The 17,651-nt window shown below is 70.3% G+C and carries 9 protein-coding genes and 1 pseudogene; 2 read left to right on the top strand and 8 right to left on the bottom strand.

Annotation, left to right across the window (positions count from 1 at the left end; translation table 11 throughout):
• Positions 1-25: 25 nt before the first annotated feature.
• The 3 genes and pseudogenes from Actkin_RS10940 to Actkin_RS32725 all read right to left on the bottom strand — a co-directional run.
• Complete coding sequence (locus Actkin_RS10940; RefSeq protein WP_258906962.1) at positions 26-4,684, bottom strand: NACHT domain-containing protein; 4,659 nt, start codon at positions 4,682-4,684, stop codon at positions 26-28.
• 4 nt (positions 4,685-4,688) lie between these two features.
• Positions 4,689-7,079 (bottom strand): tetratricopeptide repeat protein, encoded by a 2,391-nt coding sequence (locus Actkin_RS10935; protein WP_396122982.1) that lies wholly within the window; start codon positions 7,077-7,079, stop codon positions 4,689-4,691.
• A pseudogene (locus Actkin_RS32725) lies at positions 7,080-7,280 on the bottom strand (helix-turn-helix domain-containing protein); the annotation flags it as partial. It abuts the gene before it with no gap.
• Positions 7,281-7,879: 599 nt separating this feature from the next.
• Between Actkin_RS32725 and Actkin_RS10930 the strand changes: the two are divergent.
• Complete coding sequence (locus Actkin_RS10930; RefSeq protein WP_258906959.1) at positions 7,880-8,983, top strand: ThiF family adenylyltransferase; 1,104 nt, start codon at positions 7,880-7,882, stop codon at positions 8,981-8,983.
• A 31-nt stretch (positions 8,984-9,014) separates the two neighbouring features.
• On the opposite strand, the gene Actkin_RS10925 is transcribed toward Actkin_RS10930, so the two are convergent.
• Positions 9,015-10,979, bottom strand: coding sequence for a tetratricopeptide repeat protein (locus Actkin_RS10925; protein ID WP_258906958.1), 1,965 nt, complete (start codon positions 10,977-10,979; stop codon positions 9,015-9,017).
• A 438-nt stretch (positions 10,980-11,417) separates the two neighbouring features.
• Between Actkin_RS10925 and Actkin_RS10920 the strand changes: the two genes are divergently transcribed.
• Positions 11,418-11,678 carry a type 2 periplasmic-binding domain-containing protein gene (locus Actkin_RS10920; RefSeq protein WP_258906957.1) on the top strand — a complete coding sequence of 87 codons (261 nt, stop codon included), beginning with the start codon at positions 11,418-11,420 and terminating at the stop codon, positions 11,676-11,678.
• A gap of 43 nt (positions 11,679-11,721) precedes the next feature.
• On the opposite strand, the gene Actkin_RS10915 is transcribed toward Actkin_RS10920, so the two are convergent.
• Genes Actkin_RS10915 through Actkin_RS10900 form a run of 4 tightly spaced genes read right to left on the bottom strand, consistent with a single transcriptional unit; the run spans position 11,722 to position 17,651 of the window.
• Positions 11,722-14,805 carry a helicase HerA domain-containing protein gene (locus tag Actkin_RS10915; protein ID WP_258906956.1) on the bottom strand — a complete coding sequence of 1,028 codons (3,084 nt, stop codon included), beginning with the start codon at positions 14,803-14,805 and terminating at the stop codon, positions 11,722-11,724.
• Positions 14,802-15,425 carry a hypothetical protein gene (locus tag Actkin_RS10910; protein ID WP_258906955.1) on the bottom strand — a complete coding sequence of 208 codons (624 nt, stop codon included), beginning with the start codon at positions 15,423-15,425 and terminating at the stop codon, positions 14,802-14,804. Before Actkin_RS10910 ends, Actkin_RS10915 begins: the two co-directional genes overlap by 4 nt.
• Positions 15,426-15,444: 19 nt before the next feature.
• On the bottom strand, positions 15,445-17,052 hold the full coding sequence (locus Actkin_RS10905; protein ID WP_258906954.1) for a tyrosine-protein kinase family protein: 1,608 nt from the start codon (positions 17,050-17,052) through the stop codon (positions 15,445-15,447).
• The gene (locus Actkin_RS10900; protein WP_258906953.1) at positions 17,049-17,651 is read right to left on the bottom strand and encodes a TIR domain-containing protein; all 603 of its coding nucleotides are present in this window, start codon (positions 17,649-17,651) and stop codon (positions 17,049-17,051) included. Before Actkin_RS10900 ends, Actkin_RS10905 begins: the two co-directional genes overlap by 4 nt.

The raw sequence follows: 17,651 nt of genomic DNA, 5'->3' as shown, positions 1-17,651 counted from the left end.
GCCTTCCCGGAAGTCGGGCAGCTGGTCACCGCTGCCGAATACGGATAGCCGCGATATGGGCCCGGACCTCGTCCGAGGCGTCGGTCTCCCAGAGCGCGTCCAGCAGCAGGCTGTGCTCGCCCGCTGGATCGTGGCTCGCGATCACGTCGACCACCACGTTGACATTGGCGGGCGGCCTGCCCGTTGTCCGCGTTGTCAGCTCGGCGAGGGTGACGTGGCCGCGTTCCACCAGCTTCCCGAGCGTCTCCTTGGCGAACGCCCTGCCCTCCCGGACGTCGCCGATGTCGATCCGGTCCATCAGGGCCGACATCCACTTGGCCGCCGTTTCCCGCATCGGGGCGTCCGCACGGGACGCGGCCGTCTTGACCAGGGCGAGCAGTTCGCGGCTTGCCTCTGGCGGGACGGTCGCGGCGACCATCTGGCCGACGTACCTGGTGACAGCCCGCAGCGCGGCGGGCGCCGAGCCTCGGCCGTCGCGTAGATAGGAGTGGCACAGCGTGATCAGCTGCACATGCTCCTCCGCGGTGTCCCGCCCTCCGCCGTTGTGCCGGTCCGCTGCCGAGCCCACCCACCGGACGACCGCGTTGTCGACATCGCCCACCGTCGCCCGGACGAGGACGGCGACGCTTTTCAGAACTCCGACGCGGACAGCCGCGTCGTCGTTGTCCGCGTAGCGGTCGAGCAGTTCGGGACGCATCCACGGTCGACCTGACCTGGCGGCCTCCTCCAGTCTGGTCATCGCGTGCGCGGACACCAGACGGGCGGGCCAGGCCACGTACTCCACCAGCCCTGCGGGCTCGTCGTCCCCGCTGATGTCCATCGTCCGCACCAGCAGCAGCGGGTTCGCGTCGGGAACCGACCGCAGCAGGTCACGGGCGATCGCAGCCTTGCCTGGCACGAGTTTGGCGGTGAAGTTCGCGACTACCGACTCGCGTTGCCGCATCGGGAGCTCGCCGAACGCCGCCACGGCCGTCCGCAGGTGCTCGTGGTCGTCCCAACCGAGCTGGAGGTACCCGTCGACAACGCCGTAAGACCCCTTGGCGACCAGCGGGGCCAACCAGTCGGCCCAGGCGTGCCGTGCGGCCCGTTCGCCCACGTGGGCCGCCACGGACTTCACCAGGCCCCCGAGCCGGAACGCGATACCCGTCAGCGTTTCTTCGGGTTGTGCGGCCAGTTCCGCCAGGAGCCAAGCCTGGCCGCCGCCCTTGACGACCTCTTGGACGCACATCAGCGCCCGGCCGATTCCGCCGGAGTCGGTCAGGGTGACGAACGCTTCCACCACCGCATGTCGGAGGCGGGGGTCATCGCGCGCGGCGACGGCCAGCGCCGCTGCCCGCAACTGCGCGCTCGACTTGCCGCCGTCACGGAGGAAGACCGCGGGACGGACGGCGTCCCCGTTCGCCTGCTCGGTTCCCGGCGGACTCACATCCCACTCGACTGTGCGTGTCACCAACGCCGTCCCCGGCTCGCCGACTTTGTTGGCGAAGCGGAAAGCGAGGAGCCTGGTGAGGAGGAGCTGTCGTTGCTCCGCAGGAACACCGGTCACCAAGTGGAGCCGGATCACAGCACGCATACCGACCGGCGTACCCTCTGCAACGACGGAACGGGTCTTCGCCAACAAGTCCGCCGGTGCGACGACACCCCGGTTCGTCAGCGGGCCGAGCAGGTTCTCCAGCAACTGGTCCGGGACCCCGGCGTCCCGGGACCCTGCGGCAGTCCGGCGGCCGCGCAACGTGCACACCGCGTCGACTAAACCGTTCAAGGCGGTCACTCCGTCGGCCGTCGCCATCGCACCGGGGCGAGCGGCCAACCTGCCCGCGACCGTGCTGGCGTGGGCGGCACACTCGTCGTTGCCGCGTAGCATGATCTCGGTGAGGAGCGCTAGCGCCTCGGAGATCTTGGCGTCGTCGACGAAGTGCAGGACCTGATACTCGAACAGCGACAGGTAGTTCTGCTTGTAGGCGCCGAGTTTCACCAGGTAGCCCGGGGACGACTGCTCCACCAGCCCGTGTGCTGCGGCCTGGTACGCGTAGCTCTCCGCCAGATCCATCCGGTCCAGTGTGGAGTCGATGTCGGCGGGAGTGTGCGCCCTGGCCAGCACGTGGCGCACCACAGGCCATGCGAACCAGTGCGACCCCGGCGCGTCGCGCATCACGTCCAACAGGCTGTGCAGTGCGCCCACCCCGTGGTCCCGCAGGTAGATAGCCACGCTGAACTCGGCGAGGAACTGGTGGTTGAACTGGACCGAGGTCCGGTCGGCCTCCGACCGGACCAGCACCTCCTCGCTTAGCAAGTCGTGCAGCGCTTCGTTGTCGTCACAGTGCTTGTCGAGCCAGGACTGGGGAAGGACAAGCGCGAGCCTGTCGTCCGAGCGACGCCACAGCTCCCCGGCGACCATCTGCCACAGCCTGCGTTTAGCCGTCAGCACCGGATGTCCTTCCGGGTATTTGCGACTGCCGTACACGCGCACCCGTACGTACTGGTCGCACAGCCGGGACATGGTCATCTCCGGTGGGACGACGCCCTCTGCCGAGTAGGTCTCGCACAACATCAGCAGGAGGTAGGGGTTGCGCACGATCAGCTGCATGCCGGGGCGGTCGGCGGACAGCTCCCAGATGTCCCCGCCAAACCCATCGGTGTCCACAATGTACTCCGATGGATGCTGCACCAAGTAGCCCGAGACGAGGGCGACGACCTCCTCCCGAGACAGGTGCGGCACGGAGACCGGTGCGCGCATCGCTCCGCCCAGTCTCGCTTCAAACGGTTTTACCCAGGCGTGGTAATGGAACGGACGCGTGGTCAGCACGACCGACGCGCCCTCGTGGACCAGCCTGGCGAGCAGGTCGACGATGACTCCGGCGGTGCGCTGTTCCAAGAGGTTGTCGACCGTGTCCAGGATGACGACTGGCCTTGCGCCCGAACGGCGGATCCGCCGGATCGCCACGCTGACCGGTCCATCGGCCTCGACCAATGCGCCGACCGTCTCGTCCAACCCGTCAACCGACTCGGGAAGCGCGTCGATGTGCTGGCACGGCACGACCACCGCGGCCGTGCCGTCGCGTTCGGCGATCGCGTCGTAGACCTGGCCCGCGATGGTCGACTTGCCCGCGCCCGCGTCGCCCCGGACCACGACGACGCCGGGTTCCGGCCCCGTCATCGCGGGGACGACGACCTGGTCGACCAGGGTGCGGCGCACCTCTTGATGCATCTTCTTGACGTGCAGGGCCCGGCGCAGGAACGCCGCTCTCGCGGACATTCCCGCAGGCATCGCCCCAGCTGCCGCGGCTGGTTCCGGCCCGGCGACGGCGGTCGGCGGTGCTGGTGGCGGACTGTCCGCCGAGAGGAACTCCGCCGCCGCCCTGGACGCCAGCCGGAGGAACCACGCCCGGTCCTCCTCCCTGGTCGATTCCCGGCCGATGAACCGCAGCGCGCACCCGGTCAACGACAACCGGGTCTGGGAGCGCCACTCGGTGACGAGCCTTCCCTCGGCCGCCCACCGCCTGCCCGCCGAGTCGACCGCCGTCACGGTCTGGACAATCCAGGACGGCAGTATCTCCCGCGCCTTGGTGTCCCCGGGGTCCAGCAGCAGATCGATCAGCCGGTGGCGGTGCGCGTCGGGCACGTCCGCCATCCGGCGTGCCAGCACATGGAGGACGAGGTGCACGGGGTCGCGGGTGAGCGGGTCGCCCGACCCGTAGCGGGCCAAGTCGACCAGGAAGAAGTCCTTGTCGTCGACCTGGGGGCGGGCGGTCATGAGGATGTTCTCGACGTGCAGATCACCGTGGGACCTGCCCGCGAGCATCGGGACCACCGGGGTCTTCTCGAAGTAGGCGCCGGTGGCCAGCGCGAATGGGTTGGGCAGCGGCCCGGGTTCCCCGTCGAGACTGATGGTCCTACCGATGTGCTGACGCGCGTGGGAAAGCAGCGGTCCGGAACTGGTCAGATGGTTGCCGAGGTGCCTGCCTAGGAAGGCGGTGAGGTCGACCGACTCGGGTGTGTGCGGTGGTCCGGCCCATTCGCGCAGGACGCTGTCGACCACCGACCCGCAGGCTTTGGCGAACTCAACGGGGGTGATGTCGAGCAGCCGGGACAGCGGCCTCCCTGCGGGCGCTTGGCCCAGTGCGTGCTCGAGCAGCACCCCCATCGGCTCGATCTCGTCGCCGCCGTCGCCCGCGATCTCCTGGAACGCGAGCCACGTCCCCGTGCCGACCCGGACCGGCTCTCCCCACAACTGCGTCAGATGCGCCCGCGCGAACTCCTCGGGCGCCTCCTTCAGCGCACGCCGGTGGCGCGTCGACTCGTTCGCCTCGATCGGCTCGTCCTCGCCGCCGACCGTCTTCAGCACCAGTTTCACCGTGCGGTCGTGGAACCGGTCGACCTCGCGCACCAACCCCACGACCGCGGGCGTGCGCCCGTTCTCAAACCAGCGGTGCAGGTGGTAGTCGCATTCGCTCCTCACCGCGTGCTCGACCAGGGCGCGTCCCGCCGCGTCACCGACGCGGTCTGCCAGTTCGGGGTCGACCCAGCCGCTCAACCTTCCGCTCCGGCGTGCTCGCGGCGCGCGAACGCGCTGAGGTGGGAATCCTTTGACACCAAGGTGAACAGCCTTCATTTTCGACGGTTCAACGGAAAGCTCGGTCGATTGAACCACCGCTGCCGGGCAGGCGGCGAGCGGGTGTGTCACGCCACTAGTCCGAGTCCGGCAGCGCGGCCAAGTCAGCGGCCGCGCGTCGCGTCGCGTGGTGCCGCGGGCCGAGCACCCGCTCGCGGTCCGCGACGACGGAGAGGAGGAGTTCGCGTGCCTCTCCTGCCTTGCCCGAGTCGCGCATGGTCAAGGCCAGGCTGTGCCGGGACGCCAGGGTCGCCGGGTGGTCGGGTCCGAGTGTCTGTTCCCGTGCCTCCAGGACCTGCCTGGTCGCCTCGTCGGCTCCGGCCCGGTCACCGCGCGCGCGTCGCACGTCGGCCCACATCTGGCGGGCATCGAGCGTGCGGCGGTGGACCGCCCCGAGGACGCGGGCGCTGGTGTCCACGAGGCGGCGCGCCCGGTGTTCGGCTTCGTCGAGGTCGCCACGAGCCTGGGCCAGGCGGCACAGGTGGTGATGGGTGACGAGGGTGGCCGGATGGTCCTCGCCAAGTGCCGCGAGTCGGTCGGCCAGCACCCGCGTCAGCAGCTCCTCCGCGGCGTCCAGTTCCCGGCGCGCCGCGTCGCCGTCGGCCGTCCGCCCCCGTTCCAGGTGCACGGCGGCGATGTTGTTCAGGCTCGTGAGAGTGTCCGGGTGGTGGTCGCCGAGCACCCGACGACGGGTGTCGAGCGCGTCGGCGAAGTAGCGTCGCGCATGGTCGACCAGGCCGCTGTCGAACAGTACCCGTCCCAGGTAGTGGATGGTCGTCGCGGTGTCGGGGTGATCCTCGCCCAGCACCCGTCGGCGTTGCTCCAAGACCTCGTGCAGCCGCCGCTTGGCCTGCTCGTACTGCCCGGCGTCATACCAGCTGCGGGCCTGCTCGTGGCGCAGCGCCACGAGGGCCGGGTGGTCGCGCTCCAGCAACCGCCGGGCCGCGGCTTGGGCGGCACCGCACTCGTCCGCGGCCCGGTGCGGGTGGCCCGCCGCGCGGAGATAGCGGGCCGCGGCGAGGACCGGTTCGACCAGGGTGGTCGCGTCGGCCACCGGGCGGGGCTCCCGTTCGGCGAACAGGTCGAGCGGCGCGGCGCAGTGCACCGCCAGCACCGACCACCGCGCCCATGACGAGGGGTGTTTCGGGTCGAGGCCGCGCACCGCGAACGACATCAGCGCGGCCAGGAGCCTCGCGTAGGCCGTGGCGTCGCCCGCCATGTCGTCCTGCAGCCGGGACGCCTCGCGCACCAAGGGGTGCAGGACCACTGTCCCGCCGGTGCCGTCGTCGGCGGGCTGGAGGTCGGCCAAGCCGACGTTGACCAGCTCGGTGACCGAGTGCCAGAGCTTGCGCGCGCTCAGCCCGGGGAACAGCGGCGACGAGGCGAGGATGTCGGCGCGCAGAAGGTCGACCGGGATAGGCGCGGGCCGCAGGCACGACAGCAGGCGCAGGAGGCGGCGCGCCTCCGGCGCGCCCGAGTTCGCCAGCAGGTCCAGCGACAGCTCCCAGGTCCGCCCGATCGCCTCGCGGTGCTCTCCGGACGTGGTGCCGGACCCACCGAGCAGCTCGTGGTGCCGCCCCTTGTCCATGGCGGCGGCGTAGTCGTCGAACCCGTCGACGTCGGCCGCACTGGTGCACCCCCTCGGCATGGCCGCGACCTCGCCGAGGTAGCGGCCCGCTAGCCGCAGCGCGAGCGGCAGTCCGCCGAGCCGGGCGGACAGGCGCCGCGCCGCGGCGGAGTCGCCCGCCGCGTCTCCCGCCAGCTCGAGCAGGACACGCGCGCCGTCGGCGGTCGACAGTGGGTCCACCGGATGGAGTCGGAACCACGGCGTGTCGGACGTCGACCAGTACCGGTCACCACCGTTGCGGGTGGTCACCACAACCGCGCCCCACGCCGATCCCACCGGCCGTAGCCAGCCGTTGCCGTCGGAGACCGCGCCGCCGGGCAGGGCCAACCGGGACGGGTCGTCCGCCTCGTCGAACACCAGCAGCCACGGGCTGTGGTACTCCGCCAGGCGCGCCCACAACCGGTCGGGAAGGCTGCCCAGGTGGAGGTGTTCAGGGGCGATGCCGAGGTCGACCGCGACCGCCTGCACGCTCGCGGTGAAGATCACGGGGTCCCCGGCACTCACCCACCACACGCGCACGCCGTGTCGTTCCGCGTGACGCGCGAGCGTTAAGGCCACGGTGGTCTTGCCGCTGCCGCCAAGTCCATGCAGCACGTGGACCGCGGGTTCCGGCACCGGCCCGCGCGGCTGGCGCAGCGCAGCCACCAACACCTCCAGCAGGTCCGCCCGGCCCTGGACGCGTGGCTGGCGTCCGAGCCGGTCGACGGGTGCCCTGGTCGACACCGCGATCGGCAGCGGGGGCCGTACCGTCGCACCCGTGCCCGCGGGCGGCGCGCCACCGGGCCTGCGGGCCCGGCGCAACGCGAGGTCCCAGACCTGCGCGGACTGCCCGTCGGGCACACCGCACGCCCGCAACAGGTCGCGGAAAGTCCGGCTGCCCGGCCGCGGAAGGTGGGTCCCGGCGAAGTATCCGCCCAGGGTGCTGGTCGGAACCCCGATAGCACCGGCGAGATCGCGGATCGTGAGCCCAGACTCCTCCCGGAGGGATACGAGCTCGCGGGCGAAGTCGTCACGAGTGGCGACACTTGCGGGGTCGGACACAAGTCACCTCCCTGGCAGAGGATGCCGTGTGCTCGGCGGGCCCGCAGACGAGCGGCACCCACGGCCAAGCGGCTGCGCCCGCCAGCGACAGTATCAGCGCCGCCGGTGATGTGGTGTGCCATAAAGAATCCAGCTCGGATAGGAACGACAGCGCCGCGAGCAGGTGCACGCCATATGCGCACAGCCGCGTCGCGATCGTGCGGTGGGGTTCTGATCGACCCATCAGGTGGCTCTCCTTCGTAGTCGCCAGTCAACAATCCCGCGGACGGGGCTCCGGTCGGAGTGCTCGACAGGGATCCCGTACAAAGCCGGACAGAAGTCGGTCCCGGCACCGGCTGACGTTGGCCCGGTCCGCCTTTGTCCTGCCCTGTCCGGACGTCCGCCACGCCCTCGGTCAAGCGGGGGTGATGAGTCGACAGTGGGAACAGACAGGCGGGAATGACCAGGCACGACGCGGTTGCCGTGGCTGTCGCGGTTGTTCGCGCTCACCGGCGGCCGGTAGAGGGGGCGGGACTGTGGTCATCGTGTTCATCCCGATCGAGCGGGAGAAGACGTTCAGCACGCGAAACCAGGACAACGGGTGAAAGGCGGTGCGGGTCGTGTTTCGACCGCGCGTGAAGTACGAGCACCTGCCGGTCCGGCTCGGCGACGACCGGGTGCAGATCGGCGGTTGGATTCACGGTGTGGGCTCGGTGATCCCGGACCCCGACGGCTGGGTGTGGGAGCTGCTGACACTCTTGGACGGCAGCCGGACCTTGAACCAGGTGGCCGCTGACCTGGGGCGTCGCTTTCCCAGCAGGCCGGTCCGCGACGTCGCCGGAGCGATCGCCGACTTGGCGGGAGCGGGCTACCTGGAAGATGCCGCAGCGGTCGAACCGTCCGAACTGAGCGCGCGCCAGCGGGAACGCTACAGCCGCGGGCAGGCGTTGTGGCGGTGGATGGACCTCACGCCCCGTGCCACGCAGTGGCACGCGCAGCTCGCACTGCGCCAAGCGCGGATCACGGTGGTCGGCGTCGGCGGGGTCGGCTGCACAGCCGCCCTGGTGCTGGCCGTGTCCGGAGTCGGCGCCCTGCACTTGGTGGAACCGGACGTCGTGGAGCTATCCAATCTCAACCGGCAGGTCCTTTACACCGAGGATGATGTGGGACGCCCGAAAGCCGACGCCGCCGCAGAACGGCTGCGGTCACACAATCGAGAGGTGACGGTCACCTCCGAACGCCTGACCGTCGACGGGCCCGGGGTGCTGGCGCGACTCGCGGTCGGGTGCGACGTGCTGCTCATGGCCGCCGACCGGCCCGCGGACATCTGGAGCTGGACCAACCGGGTCTGTCTGGACACCAGTACCGCCTGGGTGCATGGCGGCTACCACGGTCCCCGAGTCAACGTCGGCATCTTTCAGCCGGGTGTGGGGCCGTGTTACGAATGCGCCCGCTCCGCCGCGGCGGAGCTGCTGGCCGCCGAACCGCCGACGACCCCGTTGCCCCGGCCCGCGGCTAGGGCATCGCACGCCGCGACGGCGGTGTCCGCCGGGATGGCGGGTGTCCTGGCAGCCCACGCCGTGATGCGGCTGGTCACCGGGGCGCCGGGGTTCCCGGTCAACCGCGACTACGGGATCAACCTGGTCACCCTGGAGGACACGTTCTCCCTGGGCGTGGCGGAGGCCAGGGCGGACTGCCCGGCCTGCGGGGTGCGCCCCACCTGAACTCTAGTGGGCCTCGCGCCTGGAGGGCCCACTAGCTTCTCACCGTCGGTACGAGCGCGGCGGCTTGGCGCGCCACCGTTTCCGCGCGGGGGTCACCGAGCCGCGCCAGGACTCCGGCGGCTTCCAGCAGGTGGGCGGACGCCCGCGACCGCTGCCCCGCGCACGTCAACGACCTCGCGAGTGTCTGCAGGGCTTCGGCGCGTTCGGCCTCGGTGCCGCCGTGTTCGTGGTAGGCCGCGATAACCTCCTCGCAGAGCGCCGCCGCGACCTCGTGCTCGCCTAGCCCCTGCCGGGCGACGGCGACGTCGTGGAGGGCGTAAGCCACCCCCGCCGGGTCGTCCACACGTCGACGTAGCGCCAGTTCCTGGTGGGCGTAGGTCAATGCCTGCTCGAACCGGCCCATCTCCGAACTCGTCTGGCTGAGGTTGCACGCAGCTACCGCCTCCGCCAACGCGTTCCCCGACCGGCGCGCCAACTCGGCCGCTGTCTGGTAGTGCGTCCACGCCTCGGCGAACCGGCCGCGCTCGCGCATGGTGGAACCCAGGCCGTTCTCGGCCTCCCGGCGCCGTTCCAGGTTGCCGGTCTCGCCCGCCAACCGCAGCACGTCCGCGAAATCCTGGTCGGCGGCGTCGAGGTCGTCCAACATTCGGTGCAGGTGACCGCGTCGCACCAGCAGGAACATCTCCGCCTCCCGGTCGTGGCAGGCCCGAGCCGCGGCGAGCCCGCGCCGTTCGGCCGCCAACCGGTCGGGCCACAGCCCCCGGGGGCCCAGGGACAGGTGGCGTGAGGTCGCGGCCAACGACATCACCACGTCGTGCAGCCCCAGCTTGGCCGCCGTCTCCTGGGCGGCTGGCAGTGTCAGGCGCTCGGCCTCGAACCATGCCAGGGCTTGTGCCCGCCCGTCGAGAGGAACCGTTCCCCCGCCGACTGACCCCGCCCGGAGCTGCACGGTTCCGGGGAACACCAACCGGTCGGCGGCGTCGGCGACGGCCGCGTACCAACCCAGCAGAAGGTTCAGGGATTCGCCCCGTTCCGCCTCGGTCTCGTGCAGACTCGCCCGGCGAGCCGCGTAGTCGTGCAACAGGTCGTGCATTCGGTACCGGCCCCGACCGTTCGGCTCGACCAGCCGCTGGTCCGCCAATCCGTCCAGCACTCTGGCGGTCTCCCGTGCCCCCAGACCGGTCAGCGCAGCCGCCGCTGCCACCCCGAACTCCGGCACCGGGTGCAGCCCGAGAAACCGGAACACCCGCGCGGACCCGGGCGACAGCCGCCGGTACGAGAAGTCGAACACCGACCGCATCCGACCCCACCACTCGTTTGTCCCGGTCTGCTCGTCGAGGATCTCCTCGACCACATCCGCTACTGACAGGAACGGGCGCTGCGCCAACCGGGTGGCCGCGACCCGCACGGCCAGCGGCAGACCGCCGCACACGTCCGCCAGGTCCCGCACCCCGGCCGGGTCGCCGTCACTCCGCTCGACGCCTACGACCCCGCGTACCAGCCGCACCGCGTCGCCGTGGTCGAGCACCTCCATCGGGATGCGCCGTGCCACACCGGCCACAACCAGGCCGGACAGCACGCCGCGGCTCGTTACCACGGTGAACGAGCCCGCCGATCCGGGCATCACCGGACGCACCTGGGCGGTCGACTCCGCGTTGTCCAACACGACCAGCACCGGCCGAGTCGCCGTCAACGACCGGAACAGGGCTTCTTGGGCGTCCACGTCCCCGGGGACCGTGTCCTCCCGGACGCCCAGGCTCAGCAGGAATCTCGACAACACCACCCGGGCGGGCACGGGGGCGTCCGGACCGTAGCCGCGCAGATCCGCGAAAAGGGTCCCACCGGGGAACCTTTCCTGCGTCCGGTGCGCCCACCACACCGCCAAAGCGGTCTTGCCGACCCCGCCGACCCCGTCCAACAACACCGCGCCCGCGCCATCCGCCAGTGCCGTGTCAAGCGCGGCGACCTCGGCGGCACGCCCACAAAAGTCCGACACCGCAGCAGGCAGTTGCCGCGGAACGCATGCGGCCTGGGATCCGGACACCATAACCACGCGGCCAATCTGCCCCGCCTGCACGACGGGGCCAGCCACCACACTGTTGACCTCGTTCCACGTACCGGGCTCGACCACGACTCGATTCTCCGCCCGATACCGAAGACAGTGGTGCCGAAGCGTTGTCGTCGCACCTGATAGACGCAGCCCAGTCGGCGCGGCATGCTGGCAGCCGGTCAGGTCGAAGCCCTCCGCGACGGCACCATCGACCTCGCCCTGCTCGGCCCACCCGTCGGCGACCGAACCTCACCCCATCCCGCTGCGCCACGAACGCCTGATCGCCGCGGTACCCGCCGACCACGCCCTCGCCACCAGGGAGTGCATCCGGATCACCGACCTCGCCGACACCGGCCTGATCACTCCGCTGGCCGCCGCTCCGCCATGTACGACACCGTCCTCCGCCTGCTCACCGACGCAGGCACCACCCCCGAGTTCGCCACGAAGTCGGCGAAACCTCAACCCTGCTCACCCCTCGTCGCAGGCGGCCTCGGCACCGCCGTCGTCCCCCACCCCGTCACTACCCACCCGTTCCACGGCGTCACCTATATTCCGCTGCACCCGACCGCCGCCATCCCTCTCGCCCTGGCCGAGCTGCTCAAACGGCAGATGTACGGCCGCGCAGACTTCGACCTCCACCGCTAACCCATCACCGAAAGTGCGCCAGGGCCGGACGTTCAGTCCCAGGCTAGGGTGGGTCCTGGTTGCGGCGGGCGCGGTCGATCACCTCTTCGACCCGCAGAGGGCTGGCCGGGTGGTGGGTGAGGCAGAGGGGCGTGGTGATGGCGCGGAAGCCGAACGTCTCGCCGGAGGCGTAGAACTGGCCGCGTTTCAACCGCGCGATGTCGGTGACGGGGCTACCCTTCGCGCGGGCCAGTTCGGTGGCGGCCGCGATCTGCGCCGGGCTGTTCAGCCTGCCGAAGATCTGCGTGGTGGCGTTGCCCACCACCTGGTTGTGCAGGCCCTTCGGCGCCTGGGTGGCGAACAGCAGTCCGAGCCCGTACTTGCGGGCTTGCGACGCAAGGATGATGGTGCTGCGCGTGCTGGCGGTCAGCTGGCCGGACGGCGCGAGGGTCTGCGCCTCGTCCATGACGAGCAGCCCGCGCAGTGGCCGGTCGCCCGCCGGATTCCGCTTGACCCAGGCGAACAGTTCCATCTGCAGCTGGTTGACGAAGCTCTGCCGCTGCGCTTCCGATGGCAGGCCGATGAAGCTGATAACCGAGATCCGGGCCCGCTTGCCCGGCGCGGGCGTCAGTAGCAGCCCGGGGTCGACCGGCTCGCCCTGTCCCGTGAACAGGGGATCGTTGACGACCGCGGCCTTCAGCTCCTCTGCCAGGTCAGCGGCTATGCGCACGCCGTTGTCGAGCGTGCTCACGCCTTCGGGTAGGTCGGTCAGCAGGTCGATGAAGCCAGCGAGGTCCCGGTCTCCCCGCCGGGCGTAGTGGGTGACCGCTTCCCGCAACACGGCCTGCCCGAGCCGTGCCTTGCTCGTGGCGCCGGTGAGCTGGACCTGCGGAACCAGCGCGGCGACCGCGACCTCGACGGCCGCGGCGAACTCGTCCTCGTCGTCGAGCACCCCGGCGAAGTCGGGCAGCGGCCAGAACGACAGCGGTCTGCCCGAGGCCCGTCCGGGCGTCCACACCACGACATCAGTCTCGTCGAGGTACTGCTTGGCGGCCTTCGCGTCGTCGGGTGTCCAGGCGTCCGGAGGCTTGGGCCACGGGTCGCCCAGACGCGCCAAGTCGTTGTTCGGGTCCAAGACGACGGCTGACACTCCGCGCAACGCTGACTCCTCCACCATCCGCCGCAACAGGACGGTTTTGCCCGACCCGGACCCGGCGAACACGGCGGCGTGCTTGCGCAACCCGGCCAACTCTATCCGCACCGGTTCGCCGGATTTGGTGGTGCCGAGGGTGAACTCGTCGGACAGTGCCTCGGGCCGAAGGGCTGCGGGGTGCGCCGCCGGGTCGGCCAGGACGGCCGACAGCAGCCCTGACCGGCTCGCGGGACGCCGGTCGACCAGCCATTCGTGGAACTCGCTGCCGCCGCCCGCGATCATCTCCCGCAGCGCCCAGAACGTGCGCACGTCGTCTTCGGCCAGCTTGGTGCGCATGCCGCCCGCGGCCTCGAACGCCTTCAGCTCCGACTGCGTCTTCGGACCGGGCGACCACTTCCCGTTGCGGATCAGGATGAGGTGGTGGTTGGCGGCGCCGCAGTGCAGCCCGACGATGGTCCTGGCCTTGCGCAGCCGGTGCAGCACGGCCAGGTGGTGCGGTGCCGCGATCGCCCGGAAGGCCCACTGCTCTTGCAGATCCGAGGTTTCGTCGACGGTGCGTCTGATCCAGGCGTGCACCCCCGCTTCGCCTCGGTCGACCGTCTCCCACTCCATGTTGTCGTTGCCGACCTCGATGACGAACGAGCGCAGTGCCGCTGACAGCAGTCCGGGCATCACCTCGTCCTCGGTGCGCTGGTCGAACGCGGCTTTGGTATCCGCGGCCGAGCGCAGTTCCTCGAACCGCGCGTCCAGCGCGGCGAACCGGTCCGGTTCCGGTGTCCGTGGTCGCCTCGGGGGAGGCGCGGCGGCAGGCACCGCGCCCTCCCCGAAGCTCGTCAACTCCCGGACCGCGCTCGTCCGCAGGCAGCCGTCGATGTGCGCGCCGATCCGCTTCAGCAGTTCGCGCGGGGTGCACTCCTCCCAGCCGTCGTCGAACGCGGACGGCGCGATCGGCCAGGTCGGGTGCGGCGGGGCGAATCCCATGTTGCGGTACGCGACACCGAGCCGTTTCGCAACCAGTGCCCGGCCGATCTCGGAATCGGCGATCCGGTCCAGGATTAGGGATTCGCGGAAGCGGTCGGTGACCGTGTCGGCCGCTTTGGCCCTGATCTGCCCCCAGGTGTGGGGCAGGCAGGCCAGTGCCGTCAGCGTCCTGCGGGTCACCTCGCGCAGACGCATCAGCCCATCGGCGATCTGTGCGACCAGGAGGTCCGCGGTGTCGGCACCGGATTGGCCGGTCTGGAGGGACGCGCGCGCCACGAGCGTGTCGATCTGGTCGACCGCCATCACTGTCGGCCCGGTGAGCGCGAGCAGCCTGCTGATGTCGCTGACCTGGTAGAGCGCCGACTTCGCCTGCCTGCCGATGCCCCACGCCCGGCGTTCGTTGCGCGAGGACTCGGCGAATCCACCGAGGTAGTCCTCGCCTATGTCATTGTGCACGCTGTCGCCACTGGCGTAGAGGACCAGGGCACGGAGTGTGTCGGCGCATTCCCTACCGACCGCCGGGTCGTGCACGCGCAGCCGGGCCACGAAGGTGTCCAGAGCGGATCTGGTCAGCACCGCGTCGCCGGTGACCGCCCGTGCCGTTGCCGCGTCGGTTCCCGTCCGCTCGCACAGCCGCCGCAGGAACACCGTCAGCTGGAGCGCGCCGGACTCGTCGGGCCGGGTGAGGCCCCGGCGCAGGGCCTCGGCGGTGTTCTCCCAGAACGCATCGCCAGCGGTGACGTCGGCCAGGAAGAAGTACCCCTCCGCTCGGTGAGCATGCCTGCGGACCAGACCGAGCAGGTGAGTCTTGCCGACTCCCTTGTGCCCTTGGAGAACCAAGCCGATCGGGCTGGGACCGTCGCTGGCCGCGGCATCCCGGATGCCTGCGTCGAGAGCGGCGGACACCTCCACGTGCAAGCCGTCCACGTGGTATGGCGAGTCCACCCAGACGTGGTCGGGGGTGTCCGCCCAGTCGAAGCGCAACGTCGCCAGCGCGGCCATTTGCTCGATCATGACGCCTCGATCGCGATCATGTGGTTGTCCTCGCCACCAACGCGCAGCGCCGCCTCGTGGTCCACCGGCCCCAACGCCTTGCGGTTGGCCTCCGGCACCAGGTGCGCCTGCCGGGTCCGGCTCAACTCCTTCAACACGTCGTCCACCGCGGTTCGCGGCGCGCCGTCGAGCTCCGACCGGAGGTCGACGAGCCGGACCCAGTCCCGAGGCGCGGCGGCGAGCTTCCGGTACGCGGCCCGCACCCTGATCTCGATCTCCTCCGGGGTGAGGTCGACGTCATGGGTGAACACGTCGCTCAGCGCCAGCTTCTCGCGGCGCAGATACCGGCCGAGGGCGCCGAGGACGAGGTAGAGCGCGACGCCGAGCGAGCGGGGCTGCGGGGGCGGGGGCGCGTCCAGTTCCTCGGCGCACCAAGCCCAGCCGCGGTCGGTCAGCTCATGCGCGTACGCCCGCCCGCTCTTGCGGCTGGTGACCAGCTGTAGGTCGTTCAGGGTCCTGCGCTCCTCGCCGACGAGGGGGAAACCGACGATGTCCCGCAGTTCCGGGTTCGCGACCTCCCGGCCGAGCACCATCAGCGCCAGTATCGACGCGATGTGCTTGTGTCCCAGACGTTCTGACATTCGGCGTCCCTTCGAGCGGCTATTCCACGGGGTTCGGCAGGTCGTCGAGGAGGGCGTCGACCCGGTCGACCGTCGCCCGCACCTCCACTGGCATCTCGACGTAGCGTTGCGGCGCGATCGCGGACCCGCGCGGCGTGATCGTCAGCTCCAGATCCGCGGCCAGCGCGTGGGTCAGCCCGGTGTCGCGGTGGATGATCGCGTGGGTGAGGGCGCGGAGGTCGTCGTCGACCAAGGGCCACAGGAAGTTCCGGAGCCTGGCCTTGCGGAGCTGCCAGAGCAGGTCGCGGAGGTGCGTTTCGCCGATCTCGGACGCTTCGGCGTCGTCAAGCTGGGCCGCCAGCCGCCGGGCGACGACCGCGGGCCCCGCCGGGCTGAGGCGCAGGTGCCGGAGGTTGCGGATGTAACCGGGCAGCGCCTTATGGTTCGCCGCGTCGGTCAACACCGGGATCAGCCTGCGGTCGGTGCCCAGGGTGCGCCGCAGAAACAGCTCGACCTCGGCCGATTGCCAGCGGCTTACCTCACCGTCGACCACCAGGCAGAGGTGCCGCGCGTCATCGTGGGCGCGCGACAGCTGCGACGGGTCGCCGGACAGCGACAACTCAGCGCGCAATCCCAAGCCGCGCAGCTCAGAGAGCAGCGCGTTGGCGGTGCGCAACGCCGAACGCGGTGTGCTCACCCGCACGTCGACGCTGAACTCCCGCTGGGGTTCCGCGGCGGCCATGACGTAGGCATCGCGCTCCTCGACTAGAAGGTCGGTCCGGTCGTAGCCGTGGGCGACGACCGCGGCGAGCGTCTCCAGGGCATAGCTGACCTGGTCCGGGGCGGGTTCGGCTTCGACGCGCACCGGCAGCTGCTCGCCGAAGCTCCAGTAGGAGACGTAAGGGATGGTGAGGTGCCTGGCCATGGTCTCCAGCGGTACGGACTGATGCAGCCAGTTCTCGAACAGCTCCTTGGTCTCGGCGAGACAGGTCCGCCGCCACTCCTCGGCGCGTTGGTACTCCTCGCGGCCGTCGAACCTGGACAGGACCGGGAGTACTGGGAGCTGCGGGCGGTCGTAGGGCATTCGGTCGCGGGCGGCGTCCGCGCGCCGGGCGACATCCACCGCGCCCCGCACGCTCTGGTCGTTCGCCGTGTAGAGCACCACCAGCCGGTCCGGCAGGTGAGCGGTGCAGATGCCGCCGACGTCGGAGACCCCGGTCCGGCTGTCCAGCAGGACGAAGTCGTACCCGGCGGTCCACTCGGCCCGGCGGTCCTCAAGGTAGTCGGCGAACCCCGCCGCGTAGAGCCGCTCCCAGTCCAGTTCCTGGACCCTGCGCACGTAGTCGTAGTCCTGCTTGCCCGCGGCCAGGATGTCCAGCCTCCCCGCGATTGTGGTGGGAGTGACCATCCGGTCGAGCGGCCTGGTGGTCCGAGCGTGGAAATCGTCGACGAGGTCCAGCACACCAGTCTCGGGCTCACCTGCGGTGAACGATCGGAAGTAGTCATGCAGACCGGGTGCTTCGAGGTCCCAGTCGACGCACAGCACGCTGTGCCCCCACCGGGCCAGCAGCACGGCCACGTTCGCCAGGGCGAAGCTGCGTCCGACCCCGCCCTTGTACGAGTAGAACGTCACGACGGTCCCGGTCATCGTCCCAACCTCGGCAACTGGGTAGGCGGGAGCAGTGCAGGCACGGGCCGGTCCACCGGCCAGCCCGGCCGCCATTCGGGTGCGCGGCGGATCAGCTCCGTCAACTCGATAGCGATCTTCGCCAACTCGTCGTGGAACTCCACGTACCGCACGGTTTGCTGGAAGGAGGGATGTGGGCAGTTCCACCGCTTGAGATTGCGCATCTGCCGGTTCCGCGCGAAATCGGGGAAGGTCTCCGAGTCGGCGAAGAGCACCGGGTAGATCAACCCCTGCGGCTGTTCCGCCGACCGCAGCCCCAGCAGCTCCTCCCGCCTGGCCATCGACTCCCACTCGGCGAGGCACCACCGCGACTGGAAGTACTGGGCCGAGCAGACCGGCACCAGGATCCGGGTCCTGAGCAACGCCGATTCCAGTTCCAGCGGCCATTCGACCCCGCCGCGGACGTTCTTGTCGACGAACACGCTGACCGGATAGTCGAGGTTGTCGTTCAGCAGGTTGAGCAAATTCGGGTAGAAGTGGTTGAACAACCAATCCGGAAGTGACCCGGTCTGCCGGTAGCTGATGAACACGTCGTACTCATAAGCAGCCACGAGTGCCAT

It is taken from the genome of Actinokineospora sp. UTMC 2448 (genome assembly GCF_024760565.1).
Classification (GTDB): domain Bacteria; phylum Actinomycetota; class Actinomycetes; order Mycobacteriales; family Pseudonocardiaceae; genus Actinokineospora; species Actinokineospora fastidiosa.
This window is presented reverse-complemented; position numbering and strand designations above follow the sequence as displayed.

Bases quoted from the DNA above. Each gene is read 5' to 3' on its own strand.
- Actkin_RS10905 (WP_258906954.1), bottom strand. From the start codon at position 17,052: ATGACCGGGACCGTCGTGACGTTCTACTCGTACAAGGGCGGGGTCGGA.
- Actkin_RS10920 (WP_258906957.1), top strand. From the start codon at position 11,418: ATGTACGACACCGTCCTCCGCCTGCTCACCGACGCAGGCACCACCCCC.
- Actkin_RS10900 (WP_258906953.1), bottom strand. From the start codon at position 17,651: ATGGCACTCGTGGCTGCTTATGAGTACGACGTGTTCATCAGCTACCGG.
- Actkin_RS10915 (WP_258906956.1), bottom strand. From the start codon at position 14,805: ATGATCGAGCAAATGGCCGCGCTGGCGACGTTGCGCTTCGACTGGGCG.
- Actkin_RS10910 (WP_258906955.1), bottom strand. From the start codon at position 15,425: ATGTCAGAACGTCTGGGACACAAGCACATCGCGTCGATACTGGCGCTG.